The sequence below is a fragment of the Microbulbifer sp. ABH2_005 genome, from assembly GCF_056160005.1.
The window spans coordinates 3,396,634-3,420,475 of the sequence record NZ_JBSWWI010000001.1 but is presented as its reverse complement, the minus strand read 5'-3'; the positions used below and the strand labels follow the sequence as shown (position 1 = coordinate 3,420,475).

The following is a 23,842-nucleotide window of genomic DNA, read 5'->3' as shown; positions in this document are numbered from 1 at the left end:
GGCTGCTTGATTTAAGGCTAGTCGCTATAGCACGCTTCTATATTTGACGAATACTACACCCATGAGCCCACTTACCCTGGTCACCGGCTTTATTAGTATTGGGTTCTACTATTTCCTATATATCATATTGAGTAGTCGAGCTATGGGCATTTTAAGGGAACAGCTTGGACTTAATCTTAGCGCCAGCCTTTCAGGCTCTGTATTTACCTATGGTTATCTAACTGGCAGATAAGCCTTTGATATACCTGGCCCGTACGATCTGTTTGCTTCTATGTTGGAATAGGAGGTGCTCAAAATATAGCCAGTTCACTCTTAACTGATTAGCCGGTCCTCGCTCCTTATTTTCCTACATTAAGACGTTGATTCTTTATTTTTTGGGCTCAGCCCCTTTATCTCGGTGCCAAGCCCCTTTTCAAAACACTCATGAGCATGAAGTAAGCCTTCCTTTATTTACTCTTGCTGATAGCTTGGGGTATGGGCATCAGATTTAGTATAGTTTGCCTTCTTTAGAGAGATATTTTAGGTGTGGCACCTACCACGGTAACCAAAGCGGCCCCCCGAACTTTATGACTTTTTCTCAAATCTTTGTTGCTGGCACTTTTGTTCTGGTTATCTTCACCCTGATTTTTACTCGTGTACGTCCCTCTTTGGTCTTTGCCTCGGCTGCATCTGTTTGTTTTTTGACCGGTTTGGTCCCAGTTGAGTCGGTATTGCAAAAAGCCGTCAATCCTGGGCTGGTTACTTTGGTTGTTCTACTACTGATCTCAATTGGGTTGGAGAAGGCTCGCTGGCTTAGGGCGATATCCGATGGATTGATTGGAGGGAGTTTGAAAACCAGCCTGCTCAGGCTTACAAGTGCAACTGCCTTAAGTTCGGCTTTTTTAAATAACACGGCTATTGTTGCGGCCCTGGCATCTAGCGTTAAGGCCCAGCGGCGGCACCCTTCAGGTAAGCTGCTATTACCGCTGTCCTATGCGGCCATTCTTGGTGGAACCCTAACCTTGATTGGAACTTCCACAAATCTGATTGTGAATAGCTTTGTGTTGGATAGGGGTGTGGCATCCTTAGATTTTTTTGCTTTTCTTCCTATTGGCAGTGCTGCAGTCCTGGTTGGGCTGGTGGTATTACTATTGTGTAATCGCCTGCTTCCCGAGGGGGGCGCTGTTGAGGAGGAAGCGGCACAGTATTTGCTGGAAGCCGAAGTTATTGAAGACTCGCCCTTGGATGGCCGCAGCGTTGAGCAAAATAACTTACGTCAGCTCGAAACACTCTACCTGATAGAGATTGTTCGAGGAGGGCAGAGTATCAGTCCTGTTGCTCCCACAGAATTAATTCGCAGCGGCGATAAGCTCATTTTCAGTGGGGATGTGCGTGATCTGCAAAGGCTCCAGTCTATTGAGGGGTTGCATTTGTTCGCATTGGATGATGATGCCCTACATATGGATCTCACAGAGGTCGTACTAACCCCGAACTCTAGTATCGCAGGTGAGACACTGAAAAGCTGCCAGTTTCGGACTCGGTTCGATGCAGCGGTGGTAGCAATGCGTCGGGGCGGGGAGCGCCTGTCCGGCAAGCTGGGGGAGATACAGCTTCAACCAGGTGATGCCCTCCTCTTAGCAGTTGGCCAGGACTTTAAGCACCATCGTAATATCGATAAGAACTTCTACGTGATTAGCGGAACTGATGTACAGCGCCAACTATCCAGCAGGAACAGCTGGCTGCTAGGGCTGGGTTTTGCCAGTGTGGTGACGGGTTCGGCTCTGGGGCTCTTCTCCCTTTTAAAGGGATTGGTGGTATTACTAGGCTTCATGGTGATACTGAATATCGTCACCACTTCTGAACTTCAGCGGCGCTTTCCTTTCCAAATTTGGATCATTATTGCCAGTGCATTAGTTTTAGCCGAAGCTTTTTCTGGCAGTGGACTCGCTGATAGCCTGGCATGTTCAATGCGAGATTCCCTCCAGGGCGCTGGGCCATTGGCTGGAGTAATTGGTATTTTTTTATTGACGCTATTGCTGACAGAATTGATGACCAATAACGCCGCAGCGGCACTCACATTCCCATTAGCCTGGAGCCTGGCAGATAGTTTTGGTGTTAGCTGGATGCCGTTTGTGATGGCTGTAGCTTATGGAGCTAGTGCAAGCTTTTTGACCCCCTTTGGTTATCAGACCAATTTAATCGTTCAAAACCTAGGTGGTTATCATTTGCGCGATTTCCTACGTGCAGGTTTACCCTTGACAATTGCCTACTCATTAACGGTCCTAATATTATTACCAGTCGTATTTCCTTTTGAGTGATGACTGTAAATTTTTCTGACTTGTTGGAGTATGAATGGAAGTAATCAACCGCTGGATCATTGTAGAGGAGGGACCAAACCCCTCGACAGATTACTTCGTAATTCCTTATCTGAAAAATTTGGGTGTGAGTGTCAAGCGTCTGACTTTTACCGATCTACCCTCGGTTGATAAACTCGATGGAGCTCAGGTTATTTTTGTACGCTATATTTCTCACGCCTGGCAATCTCTAATCCAACAGAATCTAAATAAACTATCTGGCGTTTCAGTATTTCTAGATGATGATTTATTTGATTGGTCAGCGTTCTCCGGGATGCCACTCCGCTATCAGATTAAAATACTACGCTATAGCTGGTCTAAGCAGCGTTGGTTAAAAGCCATTGGGGCAAAATTATTGGTCTCAACTCCATTTCTACAGAGAAAATATCGTCACCTGTCTCCTCAACTATTGTCAGCTGAGCCTCTGGATTTTGGTGCAAAGCGTCCACTTTCTATTTTCTATCATGGATCGGCATCTCACAGTGAGGATATTAACTGGCTTTATCCCATCATCAGACAGGTACTAGAAGAGAATCAAAACCTGGATTTTGAAATTATTGGGGATAAGCGAGTAAACCGTCTATTTCGGGGTGTGCCGAGAGTGCAAGTAATACACCCTATGAAATGGCTAACTTACTTGTCCATGATACAACGATCAGGCCGCTCTATAGGGTTAGCGCCTCTGTTGGATAGACCCTTTAATAAGGCAAGATCTCACACCAAGTTCTTTGACATTACCCAGGCTGGTGCAGTAGGGATTTATGCGGAAGGGGATATTTACGGAAGAATAGTCCGGCATCAGGAGAATGGAATTCTGTTGCCAATGCAGCCATTGGCCTGGGTAGAAAGTATTTTACAGTTGGCAGCTGATGATGTACTTAGAGAAAAATTATTGCGTGGAGCACAAGAATGTCTGTAGTTGGGCACTGTTCCCTGGGGCTCCGCAGAATGCGTATTTTGGAGCCATTGCTTGGTACTAAGTGCCAATATGTACTTTCAAGACCCAATGAAGCTATTAAGCAAATGGTGGGCTGGGGGCTTAAGAATACGGCGATTAAGGCACAGAGAATTGCCTCACGGGCCGGGCTTTCTTATTTCTGTATAGAGGATGGTTTTTTACGTTCCCTGGGTCTAGGGGTGGAGGGGGCTCAAGCCCATAGTTTGGTAGTGGATTATACTGGCATTTACTATGACGCCTCCCGTCCCAGTGACCTTGAAAACTTGATTAAAACCAGTGGCTTTACTGCCGAAGAACTAAGTCGAGCAGAAAAAGGGCTTGGGCTCCTGCGAACCCATCGGTTGTGTAAATATAACAAGTCATTTGATACGCCCTTGGAAATAGCAGACAATCGCTCGGCAGTTCTGGTGGTAGATCAGACTTTCGGCGATACATCGATAAGGGCAGGATTAGCTTCTGAAAGTCATTTTCATCAAATGCTGCGAAGCGCTATTTCAGAAAATCCTGGGGCTGAAATAATTGTCAAGATTCATCCGGATGTTATTTCTGGTAAAAAACGCGGTTATTTACAGGCGCTTGCAGAGCAACAAGGCTGTAAAGTTATCGGACAGGATATATCCCCCTGGTCGATGTTCGATCGTGTTGATAAAGTCTATGTGGTGACCAGTCAATTGGGTTTTGATGCACTAATTGCTGGTAAAGAGGTACATTGTTTCGGCGTTCCTTTCTATTCTGGCTGGGGGCTAACAAAAGATCGCCAGTTAGTTGACAGACGTAATGTAAAACGAACACTGACAGAAATTTTCTGTGCGGCCTATCTTCGCTATTGCCGCTATATCAATCCTTACACGAACCGTAAGTGCGAATTTGAGGATGCACTGGCTCTGATAGTCGAACAAAAAAGACAGTGGGAGCGTTTTCAAGGTACTTGGGTAGGTGTCGGGTTTTCGCCTTGGAAGCGTAGGTTTATTCCTAATTTTTTAGGGGATAAGTCTAGAGTTGCTTTTTCGAGGTCTCTCAATAAGAGGCCTAAGGCCAGTCCTGGCGCTAATATTTTAGTATGGGCCAGCCGGGTTAATGACTCTCTGGTTGAGGAATGTCAACAAGCTCAATTGAATTTGTGGCGTATTGAAGATGGTTTTTTACGCTCGGTAGGCTTGGGCGCTGATTTAGTGACTCCAAGTTCTCTGGTGATGGATTCCAGTGGAATCTACTTTGATGCCCATAATCCGAGTGATCTGGAAACTCTCTTAAATAGTACTAAATTCTCACCGGCTATTTTGGCCCAGGCCAGAAAACTAAGGCAACAGTTAGTAAAGAATAGGGTGACCAAATATAATCTTGGTCGAGCAAAATTGTCCTGTGAGTTAGATCTCCCCAGGGATAAAAAGATAATATTAATCCCTGGTCAAGTGGAGAGTGATGCATCTATTGCCTGTGGCTCACCGGTATTCAAAAATAATTTATCCTTGCTGCAACAGGTTAGGGCGAAGCATCCTGATGCTCATATCATCTATAAACCCCATCCAGATGTTGTTTGTGGTGCACGAAAGGGGGAAGTGCCAGCAGTTGCTGGATCTCTGTATGACACTTTGATTGAGAGGGGGGAAATCTCCCTGTTACTGGATAAGGTTGATGAAGTGCATACCATGAGCTCACTATGCGGTTTTGAGGCTTTGTTGAGAGAAATCAAGGTAGTAACTTATGGGCTGCCATTTTATGCAGGATGGGGGCTTACAGAAGATACACTCCTTATTGATAGAGAGCTCAAGGCATTCGATCTTCAATCTTTCAAGCTTCGGCGGCAGAGAGAGCTTAAACTGGATCAGCTAGTAGCTGGCGTACTGCTTCTTTACCCCGTATATGTGGACCCCAGAAGCGGTGAATTTATCAATGCGGAAACTACCGTCGAGATTTTACAGCAATCCCGCAAGGTTGGTCGAAAAGAGAGTGTTTTTTTAAAGGTATTTAGTTGGTATCGAAGTCAGTTCTTAAAATATTAAACAGTGGCACATCCTGTGTTATCGATTTTTTTGTCATTGTTGTTTTAATGGGGGTTAATGAATCTTCGAATACTTGAAACCAAGATAGATAGTTCTGAACCATTTATTTATTAATGTTGTGGCGAAAATAGCTTGTTTAAAACAGACTTTTGCTGGGGGCAACAATGCGGCGTTCTGTAATTGGAATAACCTGGAAGGTCCCGAAGTGGATATTTGAGTTATTAAGCTGGGGTAAGAGTTTTAAGAATAACCCTATATTAGGTAACTATTTTCTGAATCGCTGTGGACTACATGTAACTCGAGTTATTCTTGCACACTTGCTTTTTCGATTTCGTCTATTGCTGTTATCTCCTTTGGTCTCCTCAGAGGATCGAAGTGAATTCATCCGTAATGGCTATTTGCTTAAAAAAAACTTTCTTTCGTACGAGGATTTTGAGCGTCTATCCCAAGAACTGCTTGAGCTGAAGGCCCCAGTAAGGGAGGTCATCGAAGGGACCACTATTACCCAGCGAATTTTTATGGATTCAGAGGTGAGAAATACAGCACCGAATTTCCAAAAATTATACACACATAAAGGTCTGGATCGATTGATGCGCTACTGCTCCTCAAAGAATCGGCCACCACTTTTTTACATCGAAAATCTGTGCAATCACGCAAATGTTACCCCACGCCCAGATCCGCAACGGGATTTACATGCAGATACTTTCCATCCATGTGTTAAGGCATGGTTATATATGGATGGGTCGTCAGATGATAATGGTTCATTTGTCTATGCCCCCGGCTCCCACCGGTTGACTTGGAAGCGCCTCAAGTGGGAATACCGGCAGAGTCTGGAGGCTTGTAAGAGAGGTTCTGACCGTGCCCCAGGGCGTTACTGGGATGGCTCATTTCGTGTTAGTACTGAGGAGCTGGTTAAAATGGGGTATAAAGTAAATAAGTTATCTGTTCCGAAAAATACCCTTTTAATTGGCAATGTATACGGTTTTCACTGCCGTGGTCGTGCACTACGAAAGTCACACCGAATGACAGTTTGGATGCAGGCTCGGGATAACCCTTTTAATCCTTTGTTTACCCCTTTTCCAAAATCCACCGCGTGGCTGTTTGAGCGGGTATGGAAGAAAGCTTTAATGAAGATTGATCGCCAGAAGACTGAGGGGGGAGAGCAGAGGAATTACTTTGGAGCCCTTACTCGTGCAGAATGTTCCAAAGTCTCCGAAATAGTTGGATCTGATTAATCTCGAATGAAATGGGGAAAAATTAGTTTTATAAAGAGCTTTCACCCGTATCTTACAGTAAAAGATAGGGGAGATTAGCTAGAAAATAATAAAGTCATGGCACATTCTGCCTGTACGCTGTTGCGTTATCTGTTGATAATTTAACCAGTTAAGCTAAGGTCTAGCTTTCAGCTTTCCTGGTGTAATCGCTTGTCGTGGCATTATTTCCTATGCCATCTAGAATGGCGGACTGTGAAGTGTGCCATACTCCCTTCCTGGAGCAATCCTATAGAGCCTTCTGCTCTGCTATATAAAGCGAAGGCTGATGTTGTTCTGTAGGTTTCTTATAAAGTCTGCCCCTTATCCCATTACTGGAATAAATTTTGAGTTTGTACCAGTTTGCTTGGAGGTTCGCTAAGGACTTGTTTCAATACCCAAGCGCACAAAGTTGTCTTTAAAGTTGGCTTTTCAGGGTATCGCCTGATGGATAAATTTGCAGTAAGGTATTTTGATGGTCACTTTGAGTATCTAAATTAGCGCCTACACCTCCAATGTTTGTTTTCTATTTGGAAATTTATGGGGTACTGAAACGGTCAGATTGGTTTTTGTGTGATGTATGCTAATACGGTTTAATTTGTGGTTTGTAGATAGTGAGTTTCTGGTTGTCCCTATAATGTTTCTTCATCAAGTTTCAATGCACCCATTAGGGTGATTCTGGAGTAGGCCTATTCATGTCTGTGGCAGTATTTCTACAGGGACCGCATGGCCCATTTTTTGCCAGGCTGGCAAAACGCCTCTCTCAGCTTGGTGTTGTCACCCATAAGATCAACTTTAATGGGGGGGATCGCTTCTTTGGCTGGGGAAACGCCCAGGTGGATTTCACTGGTCGAGAGAGTGACTGGCCGGCCTTTTTCCGTCGTTATCTTTCGGAGCATAAGGTTGATACAGTTTTTGCCTATGGTGACTGCCGTAGACTCCATGAGAGCGCAAAGAAAGTATGCCAATCCATGGGCGTCGCCTTTATCGTTTTTGAGGAAGGCTATCTGCGCCCCGACTTTGTCACTATGGAGTGGGGCGGGGTTAATGCTTTTTCCTCTACCAACTGGTCCAGGCAGGCAATACATCAATATCTACCGAGAGGTCGTACCCCTGCGTCGCCTGTTGGTCATACTTTTTGGCGACGAGCGTACTTTGCGTCTGCATATTATGTGGCGATGCGACTTGCTCAAGCAGAGTTTTCCAGTTATCGCCATCACCGGAATCGCAGTTGGCTAAAGGAAGGTGTTTGCTGGCTTAGAAGCTTTTATCGTAAAGGGCTTTATAAGATTACAGAGCGAGGCCTTATCCGACAGCTGACGGAAGAGTTCAGTGGTCGCTTTTACCTGTTTCCTTTGCAGACTTGTGATGATTTTCAGCTACGCAAACATTCCGACTTGCTCTCGATTGAGAATGCAATAGATGTTGTGTGCAAATCTTTCGCGCGAAACGCTCCTGAAGATACAGTCATTGTCATCAAGCATCACCCCATGGATCGAGGCTTTTGCCATTATCAAAAGCTGATTAGTGTATTAGAGGCCCGTTATCAGATTAGTGGGCGGGTCATTTATTGTCATGACCTGCACCTCCCCACTCTGTTGGATCATGCAAAGGGAGTCGTAACAATCAATAGCACTGTGGGGATTTCCGCGTTGCTTCACAAGGTGCCTACCAAGGTACTGGGGCGCTCTTTATATGACTTGCCGGGCTTGACACATCAGGGCAGCCTCTCCAATTTTTGGCAGCAGCCAGAACCGGTGGATACCGCCTTTTTCCGACGCTTTCATACTTATCTATATGAGCGTACACAAGTGGATGGTAGTTTCTCCCGGGGTATCACATCTACCGTGGATGGCGTCTGTGACCGTTTTCAGGAAATGGGCGTAAAGGGCTCTATCTTGCCTGCATCAAAGCCTGCTGGAACCGATGCCAAGACTGATGCTAAGTAAGCGCCGAGTGATCTTTTTCACTTGGCCACTGCCCCTTCCAAGTCTTTTCTCTTCTATATTCACCCTCTAGGTATGCTATGAGCTTCTAGTCGGTATGGCGCTCTCGAAGGTCTGCTTAAAAAACAGGCTGATCTGGAACGCCTAACCTGTTAGACTGCGCGACCTTTTGACCCACCGCTCCGGTCCCACGACAGGGACTTTGGCTTCAAGTGAATTCCGAAATGACCGATACCCCAAAACCGGCCGGCTTCGACCAGCTGGGCCTGCCGCCTGAAATCCTTACTGCCATTGAAAAACTAGGCTATGAGACCCCCTCTCCGATTCAGGCACAGACAATCCCCTCCCTGTTGGAGAACCGCGATGTACTGGGCCAGGCCCAGACCGGCACCGGCAAAACTGCCGCCTTCGCACTGCCATTACTGTCCAAATTGGACCTGAAAGACCGCCGCCCTCAAGCTTTGGTACTGGCGCCGACCCGTGAATTGGCTATCCAGGTGGCCGAGGCATGCCAGGCCTATGCCGCCAACCTTAAAGGCTTCCACGTGGCCCCGATTTACGGTGGCGCCGATTATCGTGGACAGATTCAACAATTGAAACGTGGCGTGCAGCTGGTGGTGGGTACCCCCGGCCGAGTGATGGACCATATGCGCCGCGGCTCCCTGGACCTCTCCAACCTGCGCACCCTGGTGCTGGATGAAGCCGATGAAATGCTACGAATGGGCTTTATCGACGATGTTCAGTGGGTATTGGAGCAGATTCCTGAAGAACGCCAGATTGCGCTGTTCTCCGCCACCATGCCTAAAGAGATTGCTCGGATAGCTCGAGAACACCTGCAGGAGCCGGTTGAAGTTAAAATCCGCGTCAAGCAGGAGACGGCAGAGACTATCCGTCAACGCTACTGGCCTGTGGGCGGTTTGCACAAACTGGATGCTCTTACCCGTATCCTTGAAGCGGAGCCGGTGGATGCCACGATTATTTTTGTGCGCACCAAAAACAGCACCGTTGAGTTGGCCGATAAGTTAGCGGCCCGCGGTTTTGCCAGTGCCGCCCTGAACGGTGATATGGCGCAGAACCTGCGTGAGCAGGTGATTGACAAGCTGAAGAAGGGCAAGCTTGATATCGTTGTCGCCACCGATGTGGCAGCGCGCGGCTTGGATGTGAAGCGTATCAGTCACGTGATCAACTACGACATTCCTTACGATACTGAGGCTTATATTCACCGTATCGGTCGTACCGGTCGCGCCGGTCGCGAGGGCGATGCCATCCTGTTTGTGGCACCGCGCGAGCGTCGCATGCTGCGCGTTATTGAGAAGGCCACTAAGAAGCCCATTGAAAAGCTGGATTTACCCAGCGCAGAAATGGTCAACAGTGCCCGTATGCAACGCTTCCGCGAGCGTATTACTGCGACCCTGGAAGGCCAGACAGACCTGGCGCCTTATCGTCTGCTGGTGGAGGAATTCCTCGCCCAGAATGAAGTGGACCCGTTGGATGTCGCCGCCGCTTTGGCTTCTATGGCCCAGGGTGACCAGCCGCTGTTGGTCAAGGAGCAGGAACCGAAACCGCGCAGGGAAAGGGAGCGCCGGGACCGGGATGACGAATTTGAAGGTCGTCGCCGCAAGAAAGATAGTTATGAAAAAGACCGCAAGATGCCGTCACCGGATGAGGGCTTAGAACGTTTCCGTATCGAGGTTGGGCGCGAGCACGGTGTGCGTCCAGGCAGTATCGTCGGTGCCATTGCCAACGAGGTGGATCTGGAAAGCTCCTATATCGGCCGTATCGAGATCTACGGGGATTTCACTACGGTTGATCTCCCGGAAGGTATGCCCAAGGAAATACTCCAACACCTGAAGAAGGTGCGGGTGGCCGGTAAGCCGATGAAGATTTCCCGTTTCGATGAGGACGCGGTTAAGCCGAGAGGGAAACCCAAGGGTAAGCCAAAGGGTAAGCCACAGGGCAAACCTAAGGGCAAGCCCAAGTTCAAACGGGATAATGGTGGGGAGTAATCTTTTCCCAGCAAATACCCAAAGTAAAAAACGGCGCTTTAAGCGCCGTTTTTTTATTCCGCAAGGCCAGGGCAGCTGTGTTTAGCGCTGCGGTAGCATGCGTGTCAGGGTACTGTCGCGCATTACAAAGTGGTGCCAGAGTGCGGCGGCGATATGCAGTCCCACCAATATCAACAGTGCCGGCCACAGAACATCCTTGTGTAGGAAAGCGAGCTGCTTGCCCAGGTCCGAGTTTTCAGCCAGTAAGCGCGGTAGGGCAAAAAGACCAAAAAACTCTGTGTCTCTACCGAACAACTGGCGCATCGCGATACCGGAAACGGGCATCGCCAGCAGCACCAGATAGAGAGCGCCGTGGGTGAGACTGGACAAGGTTTTTTGCCAGGTTTTGCCCTGGATCTGTGGGCGCTTGTGGCGTGCCCTCCAGTAGAGGCGGATGGCCAGCAGCATCAGGACGCCCACGCCGAGGGAGAAGTGCAGACGCATAAACCAGCCGCGCATGGGGTCGCCGCGCTCAAAAAACTCGTGCAATTCCACGGCGCCCCATACGGCTAGTAGTAGAATCACAAATAGCCAATGCAGGCCCTTACTCACTGAATTCCAGCGATCACTCGTTGTGGACATAGAACATCTCCTGTAAAGCAGCACCCAGAGCGGGCGATTAATGGCGGCGGGCGTGTGCACCCGCTCCAGTTATCTGTTGCTGATAGTAGTGGCTAGTTCGCTTAACTCGCCGCGCGAATCCCGTTTAGATGGCTAAAACAGGTATCCCGGGCGGTCCGCAGAAAGTCAGCGGCATAGGCTTGCTCCAGCATTTCCTCGCGTACGGCGGCATAAAGAGTACTCCATAGACCCTTTTCCCCCAGACGCAACTGCGCCACAAATCCTTTTTGCAGATATTCGTGCAAGGCCCAGTTGGGCAGGGCGCAGACACCGCGTCCACTGGCTACCAGCTGCACCATCATAACCGTCAACTCTGCCGTGCGTACACCCGCGGGCTCGATGCCGGCGGGCTCGAGGAAGTTCTGGAAAATATCCAGTCGCTCCCGCTCCACCGGGTAAGTGATCTGTACCTCTCCGGCCAGCTCCCCGGGAGTCACCCAGCGGCGCTTGGCATCATCTTGTAATAGTGGATGTTTGCGGCTGAGTGCTAGGCACATCTCAAAGCTGAATAGTGGCTGATAGTGGATGCCTTTCAAATCCCGGTCTGGATTAGAGGTGACCACCAGATCCAAGTCACCGCGGGTAAGGGCTGGCAGCGGTGCGAAGTGAAAGCCGCTGCACAGATCTAGCTCCACCTCGGGCCAGTCGTCGCGATAAGTATTCAAAGCCGGCATTAGCCACTGGTAACAGCTGTGGCATTCGATGGCGATATTCAAGCGTCCCGACTGGCCGGAGGCCAGCCGAGCCAAGTCTCGCTGGGCTAGAGCCGCGCGCGGCAATATGTCATCGGCCAGCTGCAGCAGGCGCAAGCCGGCGCTGGTAAAACGCAGGGGACGAGACTTGCGCACAAATAGTGGCAGGTTGTGGCGCTCCTCCATTTCCCGGAACAGGTGGGAGAGGGCTGACTGGGTCAGGTGTAGATGCTCAGCGGCGCGCACCAGGCTGCCAGTCTCGCGCAGAACCGAGAGGGCGCGCAGATGGCGCATTTCTATAATCATTAAAATTATTCATGTTTATGGCAAAAAATATGAAATTGATTGAATAACACTGCGGGCACACAATCAAGTCCTAAGCCTCACAAGTGGTGAAGCCACTATCGGTAGATACAGACAGCACCGACATGTGTGGGCAGGAAATAAGGGCTTGGCCCTCTCACAGGAACGGACTTGGGAAAGTAGAAAATGGTGCAAACGCATGTCCTCGGTTATCCGCGCATCGGCGCCGATCGCGAACTAAAGAAAGCTCAGGAAGCCTATTGGCGCGGTGAAATATCTCAGCAGCGGCTATTGGAGGTTGGTGAGAATATTCGCCGGGAGAACTGGCAGGCCCAGGCAAGTGAGGGGTTCAATTTAGTGACGGTTGGCGATTTTGCCTGGTATGACCAGGTGCTCAATCATTCGCTGATGTTTGGTGTAGTTGCTGAGCGCTTTGCCGATGGGGCTGCGAGCAATAAATTGGACCAGTACTTTCGTCTGGCCCGCGGCCGCGCGCCCTCCGGCCAACCGGTGGCGGCGAGTGCCATGACCAAGTGGTTCGATACCAATTACCACTACCTGGTGCCGGAGCTTCACGAGAAGCAAGCCTTTACACTGGATAGTGATTGGTTGCTAGAAGAAGTACGCGAAGCACAGTCCCAGGGGCATAGAGTCAAGCCTGTCGTTATCGGTCCGCTCACTTACCTCTGGTTGGGGCGAGGTGTTGATAATGCCTTGGATTTACTCGTCAACTTATTGCCCTGCTATACAGAGCTGTTTTCCCAGCTCGAAAGCCTGGGGGTGGAGTGGGTGCAAATTGATGAGCCGATTCTCGGCTTGGATTTGCCAGAGCAGTGGCGCAAAGCGTTTCACGATGTCTATGCCCAGCTCAACCAGGCGGCAGATTTGCAATTACTGCTGACAACCTATTTTTCCCCGTTGCGGGAAAACCTGCAGTTGGCTTTTTCCCTGCCGTTTGCGGGAGTACACATTGACTGCGTACGGGCGCCAGAGGAGTTTGCGCAAGCCGCGCAGTTGCTTGGGGAAGATCAGGTACTTTCCGCGGGGGTACTGAATGGCCGCAATGTTTGGCGAGCGGATTTGCAGAAGTGGCACTCACAGCTGAAGCCTCTGGCGGATCGTTTGGGCGAGCGCCTATGGGTTTCGGCCAGCTGCTCACTGCTGCACAGCCCGGTGGACTTGGATACCGAAACATCGTTGCCGGCTGAGCAAAAACAAAAGCTTGCCTTCAGTCGCCAGAAGTTAGGGGAGTTGGCCCAGTTGCAAAAACTATTGGCCGAGCCCGTTCCATCAACGGCAACCCCAGTCGAGAATCCTATCGCCGGCAACTCCGTCACTGAGCGCTTACAGGACAGTTGGCGTGCACAGCGCTATCAAGAGCGCGCGGTACTGCAGGAAAAACGCTGGCAGTTACCACTGTTGCCGACCACCACGATCGGTTCTTTCCCACAAACGGACCTATTGCGCAAGGTACGCCGCCAGCATCGCAGCGGTGAGATCAGTGAGTCGGATTACACCCAGCATTTGCGTGCGGAGATTGCCGAGGCGATCCGTCGCCAGGAAATTCTTGGCTTGGACGTGTTGGTACACGGTGAAGCCGAGCGCAACGATATGGTGGAGTATTTTGGCGAACAGCTGCAGGGGTTTGTGCATACTGGCAATGGTTGGGTACAGAGCTATGGGTCCCGCTGTGTAAAACCGCCCATTATTTTCGGTGACATTTCTCGTCCACAGGCTATGACGGTGGAGTGGAGCCACTATGCCCAGAGCCTGACCCAAAGGCCAGTAAAAGGCATGCTCACAGGTCCAGTGACGATTCTCAACTGGTCCTTCCCTCGTGAGGACATCCACCGAAGTGAAAGTTGCTTGCAGATTGCCGAGGCATTACGCCAGGAAGTATTGGATCTTGAGAATGCGGGTATAGGAATCATTCAGATTGATGAGCCGGCTCTGCGCGAGGGGGTTCCCCTGCGTGAATCCGAGCATGCTGATTATTTTGCCTGGGCGGTGGGATGTTTTCGTTTTACCTGTAGCGAGGTAAAAGCGGAAACCCAGATTCACACCCACATGTGTTATAGCAATTTCAATGCAATCATGGAGGCGATTGTCTCCCTGGATGCGGATGTCATTACTATCGAATCCGCCCGCTCTGATCTGCGACTGCTCAGTGCGTTTGCCGATAGGAACGGCGGTTACCCCAATGAAATAGGGCCGGGAATTTACGATATCCACTCCCCTAATGTGCCTGAGCGGGAGGAGCTGGTTGAGCGTCTGAAGAAAATTGCCGAAGTAGTGCCGATACAGCGGCTTTGGGTGAACCCAGATTGTGGCTTAAAAACCCGCAGCTGGGCCGAAGTGGGCTCCTCCCTACTGAACATGGTGGAAGCAGCGCGCACTGTACGCAGCGAGTTAGCCTAATATTTGGCTAATAAAAAAACCGGCAGTCTTTCTGACTGCCGGTTTTTACTTTTCTTTTTTTGCTTGCCGCTTTGTCTTTTTATTCAGACTTGGCTGCAATGGTAGTCGTACCATTTAATTCAAATGGCACCGAGGGGTGGAACGATTTGATGCCCAGGGCTTGATACAGTTCATCGGGACGATAGAGATTTTGCCCTTCAATAACCAATGCGGTGCGACGCAGTGCGCTGATATCTTCCAGCGGATTACCCTCCAGTAAAACCAGGTCTGCATTTTTACCCACGGTGATACTGCCAGTATATTGATCGGCTCCCATTACCTGGGCAGGCACCAGTGTGGCAGTACGCAGTACATCCATTGCGGGAATACCGGATTTGGCATAAAGTTCCAATTCGCGTAACAGGGTAAATCCAGGAATGCCATCGGAACCCGCTACCATGGTCACCTTGTGCTCATGCAGTTTACGCATCATTTTCAGCAGGGCATCGGCGGAGAGGTCGTAGTCATCCCGGTGCTCCGGTTTTACATCCAGCTCGGCACCGACAAATGAGCGCTGAATATTCACCGGTAAATGGTCGGCAATATCTTCAAACTCCGGATCTACTTTGCCAGGTTGGCGCAGCAACATAGAGCTAAATACGGTAGTCGTGGCATCTACCACTGTGCCTTTTTCAGCGAGTTTATCCAGGAATTCACCCACCTCTGCACTTTCCAAGTCCAGCTCGTGGGCATGTTCACCAATTTCGGTAAAACGCAGTTTTTTACGGGTGTCGATCTTGCCCATAAAATTGAGGAATAGCATGTTGATATGCTGGATTTCATCAAAGCCGGCATCAACGGCTTCCTCTGCGGTCATAAAGGCTGGGATATGCCCGGATAAGCGCATGCCGTTTTCGTGGATATGTTTGGCTAAAGGAGCGATCCATTCGGGTTCCATGGAACTGTAGGTTTTTATCTGCTGGTAGCCATGCTCCGCGTACCACTCGACAATTTCCTTGGCTTCTTCCAGGCTATCTGCCGTTTTGCCCATGCGCATGGCATTTTCACTTTCCCGGTCCATAAAGCCCGCACGGAACAGGTCACCGCCGATAATCTGTTCGGACTCATACAGGCCGGAGATGCGCATAATATTTTCGTGGGTATTACCGATATCGCGCACATTAATAATACCGGCGGCCATATTCAGGGCACCATCGGTGGGTGACAGGTGTGCGTGCATATCCCACAGCCCGGGAATCAGGGTGTGACCCTTGGCATCGATACGGGTGGCGTTTTGGACCTTAATTGGGCGGCGGCTAATCTTGGTGATTTTGCCGTTTTCTACCAGTAGGTGGCGACGCTTGCGCAGTTTGCCCGCTTCTACATCCACCAGGTTGACGTTGCTAATCAGGATCGGCTGGGCGGAGGTATGGGTGTGCTTTTCGGCGATATCCAGTAAATACTGGTCGGAAGCGGCAACTTGGCGTTCTTTGAGTTGTTGCAGGTGGGATTTATCCCAGCCTTTGCGCAGTATGGCGAACCAGCCTCCTTCATCGGCGGCAAACAGATCACCGGATTCATCGTACCAGGCCAGGTTTGGAGTAAAACCCAGGCCGCTCACACCGTAGAGATGCACGGTTTTTTTCTCATCGCCCTGCTCAAGAGTGAGCTGATCCAGTTTGTGTAGCTGGGCTTGTCCTTGGGGTAGCAAGCCAAAGCTGTGATCCTTATCAGCAAGTAGGGCTTTTACCAGCTGGGTTTGTACGGCCAGGGTCGAGTTTTTGGGAATATAAAATTGCGCTTCGGAAGTTTTTGCACTGCCGTGTTCATCGGTGCCCTGCCAAGTGGCCACACCATCTTTCAGTGTAAATTCTTCATTGACTGGCGCGCCAAAGGGGCTGATACCTTCAATGTGGACCTGCTCGGGCATTTTGGCAGCGCCGACCGTGAAACTTTCCTTTAGGTTGAGTCGGCGGTTATTCCAACCGAGCTTTAATTCCCCGGAAATTTTCGAGCCCTTTTGTTCGATTACCTCGCTGCCGGCGATACCCTCCTTATCGTAAAAGATATATTCGATCGATTTTGCATAGGCGCAATTGGCAGTGGCGAATACCGCTGCGGCGACCAGTGTTGCTAGCCTGGATTTTTTCATAGGACGAACCTTTCTTGTTGTTTTTGCGCGGGGGAGGTTGGCTGTTTTTTTCTATTCAGGCAAGAGATAGCAGTACAGTGGGTGATCGCTTTTTGAGTGATTTCGGCAGAAGGATGAATCAGGGCGACAGGGCGTTGGGGTAAACCTCAGTGGTTTTTTATTTTACTTGTTAAGGGTATGGGAAAGCTTGAGGAGGTCCGGCAACCTGGAAGACAACAAAGCCTGCCAGATTGCCTTGCTCTTGGCGAGAGCGAGTTAGAGTATCATTTACCTATGGCATTAATGCACCGCTTCGCAGGCGCGAGTGAGGTTCTCATTCGCTTCGGCACCCACCACAATATTGTCCTCAATACGCACGCCGCCGTAGGGGCGGAACTCTTCAACCTTATTCCAATTAACTTCACTGGCAAGGGAGGAGGCTTTCAATTCGGCCAGCAGACTATCGATAAAGTAGAGCCCCGGCTCAATCGTAAATACTTGGTTTTCTTCAATAGTGCGGCTGGTGCGCAGGAAAGGGTACTCCGCAGGTGGGGGTGTGGTACCGCCATCGGGGCCACTCTGGTGACCACCCACATCATGGACCTGCAGGCCGAGGAAGTGGCCCAGACCATGAGGCATAAATGGCCGGGTTAACCCGGACTCCATCGCACTCTCTGCAGAAGTCTTGATGATTTTGAACTGGGCCAGCAGCTCGCCGACTTTCAGATGGCAATGGCGGTGTAGATCTGGGTAGGGCAGACCGGGCTTGAGGCCGTCCACCAGTTGCAGCTGCTTTTCATCCATCGCTGCCACCAGCTGAGCGAACTCGCTGTCGGCATAGCTATAGGTGCGGGTGATATCCGCACAATAACCATTGCAATCGGCCCCGGCGTCTATCAGAAAGGTTTTTAACTCTGTGCCGGGCAGGCGTTCGGTGGAGAGGTGCGTGTAGTGCAGTATCGCCGCGTGTTCGTTAAGGGCCACGATATTGCCGTAGGGCATGGTGTTCTCGCCCTGGTTGGTAGCACTCAAGTAGGCCTGGTTGATCTCGAACTCGCTGGCACCGCTGCGAAAAGCCAGCTCGGCGGCTCGGTGCCCTGCTACCGCAATGCGATTGGCCTCGCGCAGGCAGGCGATTTCATAGGGGCTCTTGTAAGCGCGCGCCCAATGTAGACGATTGATCAGGGTTTCGGGGTTGATCTCGCCGAGTGGCCAGTCCTGGAATCTGTCGGCCTCGCCAATGAAGGCGGCGTTATCCGCGTTTAGGAATTCCCGGGCATCTGCTGGCTTACTCAACAGCTCGATATCGTAGAGCTCACTCCAGAAGGTCTGTGGCGCGGGCGGGACATAGTGCCAGAAGTCCACCGGGCGGTAGAACAATAGCTTGGGCTTCTGCCCACGCCTGTAGATCACCCAGCTGTTGGGGTTGTCGGTGATCGGTACCAGGGCCTTGAACTGGGGATTGACCTTAAAAGGGTAGGAGTTGTCATCCAGAAACTGCATCCTGGGTGCACCGCTGAATACATTCAGGGTATCGAAGCCGCAGGACTCCAATATTTTATCGTAGCGGCGGCACAGGGTGGCCATATGATCTGCGTAAAGGTTTTTATCCATGTTCTCCCCGGAATGGATCGCTGAATCAATTAGACGGCATAGTGTATAGTCTGAACTCTGGATATTTGGCCTGAAATTCGACCATGGAAAAGAAGATACTGCTAACCGACTGCCCCGATGATAAGGGTCTGATCGCGAAGATTACCAATATTTGCTACAAGCACCAGCTCAATATCGTCAAGAATGATGAGTTTGTGGACCGCGCCGAAGGCCGCTTTTTTATGCGCACCGCCCTTGAAGGCATCTTCAATGACACGACCTTCCTGGAAGACTTGGATATGGCCCTGCCACAGGGGGCCGAGCGGCGCCTGGTATCCACCGAACGCAAGCGCCTGGTGCTGATGGTGACACGAGAATCCCATTGCCTGGGGGACATCCTCATGAAGTGCTATTCGGGCGCACTGGATGTAGAGATCGCCGCGGTGATTGGCAACCATCCAGACCTGGGTGGGTTGGTGGAGAAGTTTGATATTCCCTTTCACTGTGTACCGGCACAAGACCTGAAGCGCAGTGAGCACGAGGAAAAAGTGGCTGCCCTGGTAGATGACTACAACCCTGATTACCTGGTACTGGCCAAGTATATGCGGGTACTCACCCCAGAGTTTGTCGCCCGTTATGCTGGTCGAATTATCAATATTCACCACTCCTTCCTGCCGGCCTTTATCGGGGCCAAACCCTATCAGCAGGCCTATGAGCGCGGTGTGAAAATTATCGGTGCTACCGCTCACTTCGTGACCGATGATCTGGATGAGGGGCCGATTATTGAGCAGGATGTAATACATGTGGATCATGCCTATTCGGCGGAGTCCATGGCGGATGCGGGCCGCGATGTGGAAAAGTTGGTTTTGTCCCGTGCACTGCAGTTACTGTTGCAGGAGCGGGTATTTATCCATGGCAATAAAACCGTGGTATTCAAATAATTGATAAAATCTCCTGAGGCTAATAGCCTTTTGTGGAAGCTTTTTTATGAGCCAAGAGGGCTTGCTGTGCTGAATAAAAATAAATTCAACTCCCCATTTTCCCCAGTACGACTATTTGGGGGCTTGGCAATTGCCCTGATATTGACAGGCTGTACCAGTAACAGCCCGATACCAGGAATGAAGGAATCCTTTGAGACAGAAATTGCTCCCAATGGCGCCAAGCGTTTTACTTTTACGTTAAAGGGAAAGCAACGCGATATCCCTGCGCCAGTTGTGGCAGGTTCCAGTGCGCAGTCCCGTATGCCGAGAGGGCCAGTGGAGAGCGGCGGCCCGTCGAGTCGTCGGGTAGAGGCTTACTTCGATTGGGCTTTAGAGCAGAAGTTGATGGAAACCGGTTTCTGCGAGCGTGGTTATTTTGAAATTGAGCGAATTATCTCCCCATATGGGGGGGAAGTGCGGGGTGAGTGTCGAGAGGGGGCATTTTGATACTTTTAGTGTCTTGATTAGAAAAAACTAATTGAGTTTGTTAATTTTTAAGAGGTTAGTCAGTAAGCTCAGCTATATTCCAGTTTTATACAAAATGTAAATAAGAATAATGAAGTATCAATCAGTCTTGGAACAGGTTTCTACGCAGCAGATCATTGCGGTTTTTGACCTTATATCAGATATTATTTTCTGGGTAAAAGATGAATCCGGCTATGTGGTGCATTGTAACCGGGAATTTATTGAACATGTTGGCTGCAGGTCATTACATCAGGTGGTTGGCCGTTCAGATATGGATTTTTCCCCTTCTTATCTCGCTAAAAACTATATACGTGACGACAAAAGGGTGATGTCAGGAGAGACGATTACAGATCGTTTGGAATTAAATATTGGTAAAACAGGTGAGTTAGTTTGGTTTACGACATCAAAGCGCCCATTGAAGAGTGCCAATGGAGAAATCATAGGAACCTATGGTGTAGCTCGAGACCTTAAAGAGACGGTTAAGACTCTCTCTAGAATGGATAAACTTAAAAGGCCAGTTGAATACATAAAAAATAACTATAGTCAGCCAATTGCGGTTGAAGATTTGGCAGAGGTCGCGAGTTTATCGGTTAGTGCACTAGAGCGGCGATTCAAAAAATATCTGGATAAAACACCCATGCAATTCGTTCGGGAAGTCAGATTAGAGAACTCTCGTCGTATGTTGGTGGAAACACAAAGTCCAATATCTGAAATTGCTTATCGGGTTGGCTTTACATCTCATAGTTACTTCAGTAGACACTTCAAAGGCATGTTTGGACAGCTTCCAGCAAATTATCGCAGTGAAGTTCAGTCGAATATATAAACACCGAACAAGCTAAGTGTCCTCAGCAACTTTAAAGAAAGTAGTACGCTAACTTCCCCCGATGAGTTGATAGCCGCCCATTTCATTCATTTCTGGAAATTCTAGACCCGAGTTTGACTTAGGGTTTTATTCCTTAAAATAGGTAGTTAGTCGATTCATTTTTGGCTTTCAGCGACTGCTTGTTTTTTCTTAAAAATCTAAAACGCCGATTTTGTTTCATTAGTATCCCAGTATTGATTACCTCCTCATCAAAGTTTTTTTTTAGGGTTTTAGTGCTCAACAAATGAACTGTCTTTTTGGGGTTTAGGGTCCCCTGACAGTTTTACGCCAGCCCTTTGAAAGGGGCTGGCATTTTTTGAACCGGTGAGAGAAAAAACAGAAAGTTGGGATGCTATGAAAATAATGAAGAAGAATAGCCGAAAAAGGGTTAATACCTGGAGCAGAGGTTTCACGCAGAAGTCTATGGTTACTGCTATCTCGCTGGTCGTAAGTAGTATGGCGATCGCGGAAGATACTTCGGACTTTGATGAGAGAATTGAAGAAGTTCAAGTCATTGGAATTCTTGAGAGTGCTACCAAAAACCTTGAAATCAAACGGGATTCCCTTGCTGTAGTAGATGCTATTACTGCAGAAGATATTGGTAAGTTCCCCGATAAAAATGTAGCTGATTCTCTCCAGCGCGTGCCTGGTGTCACTATTGATCGCAGTGGTGGTGAAGGTAGCACGGTTAGTATTCGGGGAACCAGCTCAGAGTGGACTCTCACCCAGTTAAATGGAAATTACATTGCTACTTCCGGTAGTGGAGCTCCCTCTAGAAATTTTAACTACTTATTACTTCCCTCCAGTATGATCAGTAGGGCAGAGGTTTATAAAAGCCCCGAGGCAAGAATTGATGAAGGTGGTGTCGGTGGTACCGTTATCCTACATAGCCACAAACCTCTTGAACTTGATGCTGGACAAGGTGTAATTACCACAGAGGCGACTTATTCAGATACTACCGAAGAGTGGGACCCACAATATAATGCTTTCTACTCCTGGAAAAATGAGAGCGAAACTTTTGGTATTTTAGTGGGGTACACCAGCCAGGACCGTGGCGTAACCGGAGTTACCAATTATGCAAGTGGCTGGCGTTTGCACTCAGATACTGATGAAAATGCAGATTTGTCAGCTCTTGTTGATCAGACCACAGAAGAAGTTTTCAACAATGTGTGGGCGCCCACGCAGGTAAGTATTCACAACTCTAAGGAAGACCGAACCCGTGATGGATACCAGCTTGCCGCACAGTGGCGACCCACTGAACGCCTGGAATTTGGTTTTGCTTATTTCGGTTCCAAGCTTGGCTATGACACTAATACTCAAAGCCTGACATTTGCGGAATGGAATGATCATGACGATGCATACTATGGCATTGAAGTGGATGGAGATACAGTCGTCACCTATGGTTTTAACGACAATGGTGACCTTAATGAAAATAACTGGGGCGATGGAGATGTAAATGGTGGTGTAGACGTATACCGTGGTTTGATGTCTCCCCAGCTGACAGGCTATACCCGCAAGGGTGAATCGGAATCTAACACTTATGATTTTGAAGTTATCTATGAAGGAGATTTTTATACCGCGGCTTTAAATGTTGGGCATACAGAAGCAGAGGGGGGAACTTCTGAACTCACATACGCTAATATGGATGCTCGTTATGGTTCAGTGGATAGCTGGCTTTGGTCAATTGCAGATGGTAAGCCGAGCTATGAAGTTTCCACAGATCTCACTAAAGATACAGAAGCTTATCCCTATTATGACTGGTTTGGCTCAGATGCTACGGAAAATAGCGATGAAGAGAGTTACTATCAGCTAGATTTGGCATTTGATACTAACTGGGGAATTGTTAATAAGTTTTATGTGGGCACAAAGTATAGGGATCATGAGGCTAGATCCTATAGAGATATCTATCGATGGGATGACGAGACTGATGACAATGGCGGTTACCGAGGTTGGTTACCAGGCGATCAATGGTTCCATAATCCTGATTACCACCCAGATACCTCAACTTTAATTAGCGATAAGGTAGTTGATAATAGTGCTGGTAATACAGGTGCAATTGATTATCTGGCATTTGATACCGATGCCTTGATGGACTATGTGCGTGGAAACTTCAACCTCACTGTTATGCCAGTACTATCTGGCACTTATACAATTGATGAAGAAATACTCTCTACCTATGCCCAAGCTGATTTTATATGGCGAGACTTCCGCGGAAACTTGGGAGTTCGCTATGTCAGCACAAAATTATCTACTGAAACGTATGATGATATTACTGGAATGGAATCGGATGAAGTTATTGCTAACTCCCGCAGTAATACCACAAAAGAATTTTTGCCAAGTTTGAATGTTGCCTGGGATCTAACTGATGATCTGGTAATACGATTTACAGCCTCTAAAGCTATGTCAAGGGTGAGTTACGCCTATTTGGGGCAGGCTGAAACTTATGGTCCACCAGTTCATATTGTTTCTCCGGATGAGTGGACGGGGCGAGGAAGTGGCTTCTTTGCGAATACGGATCTGGAGGCCATGATCTCCAAGCAGTTCGATCTGGGCCTAGAGTGGTATTACGCCGATGGTTCTGCATTGGGTGTAACTTTATTTGACAAAGATATTGACAATCTGCCAATCCAAGTAACTGAAATTGTTGAGCGTGAGCACGATTGTTGTAATGGCCCTATTGAAGTAGAAATGAAGGGGCAGATAGGGGGAGGAAACGCAACTTCTAGAGGGGTGGAGTTGTTTGCCCAGCATGCTTTCGAAAGTGGCTTCGGTCTTATGGCCAACTATACATTTACCGATACCGGCACTTCCACCATCATTCTTGCTAATGAGTCAATCGAAGCTGAGATACCTGGTACCGCGAGACACCAATATAATTTATCTGCATTTTATGAGAATGAAAATTTCGGTGTTCGTGCCTCCTATAATTGGGTGGATGACAGGGTTACAAGTTTACATCGTGGGTATGCGGTATACGATAAGGACTACGGACAGTTGGATCTGAATGCAACCTATACCTTCACTGATAACTTTAATATCTCTGCCTCTATTATCAATTTAACTGAAGAAGTGGCGGAGGGATATTGGAAACAGGAAAATCGGATGACATACAACAACTACTCTGGGCGCCGATTTTATATTGGTGCAAACTATAAATTCTAACACCTCGTTGATCGTAGTATTGGGTGTAGAGCAAATGCACTACACCATTTTTTGACTTTAGAGGTTAGATTGTAAAATTCACATAACTACATAATAAAAAA

At 48.8% G+C, this 23,842-nt stretch carries 15 protein-coding genes; 11 read left to right on the top strand and 4 right to left on the bottom strand.

Translation table 11 applies throughout. The annotated features are described in order from the left end of the window. Positions 1 to 566 precede the first annotated feature (566 nt). From ACXAFI_RS14855 to ACXAFI_RS14830, 6 genes are all read left to right on the top strand, one after another. On the top strand, positions 567 to 2,297 hold the full coding sequence (locus ACXAFI_RS14855; RefSeq protein ID WP_475109433.1) for an SLC13 family permease: 1,731 nt from the start codon (positions 567 to 569) through the stop codon (positions 2,295 to 2,297). A 34-nt stretch (positions 2,298 to 2,331) separates the two neighbouring features. Beyond that, positions 2,332 to 3,252, top strand: coding sequence for a glycosyltransferase family protein (locus ACXAFI_RS14850; protein ID WP_475109432.1), 921 nt, complete (start codon positions 2,332 to 2,334; stop codon positions 3,250 to 3,252). A 29-nt stretch (positions 3,253 to 3,281) separates the two neighbouring features. After that, a complete protein-coding gene (locus ACXAFI_RS14845) occupies positions 3,282 to 5,294 on the top strand; it encodes a capsular polysaccharide biosynthesis protein (RefSeq protein WP_475109431.1) in 2,013 nt (670 codons plus the stop codon). Between the two features lie 164 nt (positions 5,295 to 5,458). Then, on the top strand, positions 5,459 to 6,529 hold the full coding sequence (locus ACXAFI_RS14840) for a phytanoyl-CoA dioxygenase family protein (RefSeq protein ID WP_475109430.1): 1,071 nt from the start codon (positions 5,459 to 5,461) through the stop codon (positions 6,527 to 6,529). 710 nt (positions 6,530 to 7,239) lie between these two features. Continuing rightward, positions 7,240 to 8,493, top strand: a complete 1,254-nt coding sequence (locus ACXAFI_RS14835; protein ID WP_475109429.1) for a capsule biosynthesis protein — start codon at positions 7,240 to 7,242, stop codon at positions 8,491 to 8,493. Positions 8,494 to 8,714: 221 nt separating this feature from the next. After that, the gene (locus ACXAFI_RS14830; protein ID WP_152451841.1) at positions 8,715 to 10,496 is read left to right on the top strand and encodes a DEAD/DEAH box helicase; all 1,782 of its coding nucleotides are present in this window, start codon (positions 8,715 to 8,717) and stop codon (positions 10,494 to 10,496) included. A gap of 81 nt (positions 10,497 to 10,577) precedes the next feature. Here the strand turns inward: ACXAFI_RS14830 and ACXAFI_RS14825 are convergent, their stop codons facing one another. Beyond that, positions 10,578 to 11,117 carry a cytochrome b gene (locus tag ACXAFI_RS14825; RefSeq protein ID WP_475109428.1) on the bottom strand — a complete coding sequence of 180 codons (540 nt, stop codon included), beginning with the start codon at positions 11,115 to 11,117 and terminating at the stop codon, positions 10,578 to 10,580. Positions 11,118 to 11,218: 101 nt separating this feature from the next. Further along, on the bottom strand, positions 11,219 to 12,154 hold the full coding sequence (locus ACXAFI_RS14820; RefSeq protein ID WP_475109427.1) for a LysR family transcriptional regulator: 936 nt from the start codon (positions 12,152 to 12,154) through the stop codon (positions 11,219 to 11,221). Positions 12,155 to 12,337: 183 nt separating this feature from the next. Between ACXAFI_RS14820 and metE the strand changes: the two genes are divergently transcribed. Further along, complete coding sequence (gene metE, locus ACXAFI_RS14815; protein ID WP_475109426.1) at positions 12,338 to 14,569, top strand: 5-methyltetrahydropteroyltriglutamate--homocysteine S-methyltransferase; 2,232 nt, start codon at positions 12,338 to 12,340, stop codon at positions 14,567 to 14,569. Positions 14,570 to 14,648: 79 nt separating this feature from the next. On the opposite strand, the gene ACXAFI_RS14810 is transcribed toward metE, so the two are convergent. Next, complete coding sequence (locus tag ACXAFI_RS14810; protein ID WP_475109425.1) at positions 14,649 to 16,700, bottom strand: amidohydrolase family protein; 2,052 nt, start codon at positions 16,698 to 16,700, stop codon at positions 14,649 to 14,651. A 279-nt stretch (positions 16,701 to 16,979) separates the two neighbouring features. Beyond that, positions 16,980 to 18,293, bottom strand: coding sequence for a Xaa-Pro dipeptidase (gene pepQ / locus ACXAFI_RS14805; RefSeq protein ID WP_475109424.1), 1,314 nt, complete (start codon positions 18,291 to 18,293; stop codon positions 16,980 to 16,982). Positions 18,294 to 18,376: 83 nt separating this feature from the next. On the opposite strand from pepQ, the gene purU reads away from it, so the two are divergent. From purU to ACXAFI_RS14785, 4 genes are all read left to right on the top strand, one after another. Beyond that, a complete protein-coding gene (purU, locus tag ACXAFI_RS14800; protein ID WP_152451855.1) occupies positions 18,377 to 19,213 on the top strand; it encodes a formyltetrahydrofolate deformylase in 837 nt (278 codons plus the stop codon). 66 nt (positions 19,214 to 19,279) lie between these two features. Then, positions 19,280 to 19,699, top strand: a complete 420-nt coding sequence (locus ACXAFI_RS14795) for a hypothetical protein (protein ID WP_475109423.1) — start codon at positions 19,280 to 19,282, stop codon at positions 19,697 to 19,699. A gap of 109 nt (positions 19,700 to 19,808) precedes the next feature. Continuing rightward, a complete protein-coding gene (locus ACXAFI_RS14790) occupies positions 19,809 to 20,540 on the top strand; it encodes an AraC family transcriptional regulator (RefSeq protein WP_152451859.1) in 732 nt (243 codons plus the stop codon). 402 nt (positions 20,541 to 20,942) lie between these two features. Beyond that, the gene (locus tag ACXAFI_RS14785) at positions 20,943 to 23,741 is read left to right on the top strand and encodes a TonB-dependent receptor (RefSeq protein WP_475109422.1); all 2,799 of its coding nucleotides are present in this window, start codon (positions 20,943 to 20,945) and stop codon (positions 23,739 to 23,741) included. Positions 23,742 to 23,842: the final 101 nt, after the last annotated feature.

Bases quoted from the DNA above. Each gene is read 5' to 3' on its own strand.
- ACXAFI_RS14855 (WP_475109433.1), top strand. From the start codon at position 567: ATGACTTTTTCTCAAATCTTTGTTGCTGGCACTTTTGTTCTGGTTATC.
- ACXAFI_RS14850 (WP_475109432.1), top strand. From the start codon at position 2,332: ATGGAAGTAATCAACCGCTGGATCATTGTAGAGGAGGGACCAAACCCC.
- ACXAFI_RS14845 (WP_475109431.1), top strand. From the start codon at position 3,282: ATGCGTATTTTGGAGCCATTGCTTGGTACTAAGTGCCAATATGTACTT.
- ACXAFI_RS14840 (WP_475109430.1), top strand. From the start codon at position 5,459: ATGCGGCGTTCTGTAATTGGAATAACCTGGAAGGTCCCGAAGTGGATA.
- ACXAFI_RS14835 (WP_475109429.1), top strand. From the start codon at position 7,240: ATGTCTGTGGCAGTATTTCTACAGGGACCGCATGGCCCATTTTTTGCC.
- ACXAFI_RS14830 (WP_152451841.1), top strand. From the start codon at position 8,715: ATGACCGATACCCCAAAACCGGCCGGCTTCGACCAGCTGGGCCTGCCG.
- ACXAFI_RS14825 (WP_475109428.1), bottom strand. From the start codon at position 11,117: ATGTCCACAACGAGTGATCGCTGGAATTCAGTGAGTAAGGGCCTGCAT.
- ACXAFI_RS14820 (WP_475109427.1), bottom strand. From the start codon at position 12,154: ATGATTATAGAAATGCGCCATCTGCGCGCCCTCTCGGTTCTGCGCGAG.
- metE (WP_475109426.1), top strand. From the start codon at position 12,338: ATGGTGCAAACGCATGTCCTCGGTTATCCGCGCATCGGCGCCGATCGC.
- ACXAFI_RS14810 (WP_475109425.1), bottom strand. From the start codon at position 16,700: ATGAAAAAATCCAGGCTAGCAACACTGGTCGCCGCAGCGGTATTCGCC.
- pepQ (WP_475109424.1), bottom strand. From the start codon at position 18,293: ATGGATAAAAACCTTTACGCAGATCATATGGCCACCCTGTGCCGCCGC.
- purU (WP_152451855.1), top strand. From the start codon at position 18,377: ATGGAAAAGAAGATACTGCTAACCGACTGCCCCGATGATAAGGGTCTG.
- ACXAFI_RS14790 (WP_152451859.1), top strand. From the start codon at position 19,809: ATGAAGTATCAATCAGTCTTGGAACAGGTTTCTACGCAGCAGATCATT.
- ACXAFI_RS14785 (WP_475109422.1), top strand. From the start codon at position 20,943: ATGAAGAAGAATAGCCGAAAAAGGGTTAATACCTGGAGCAGAGGTTTC.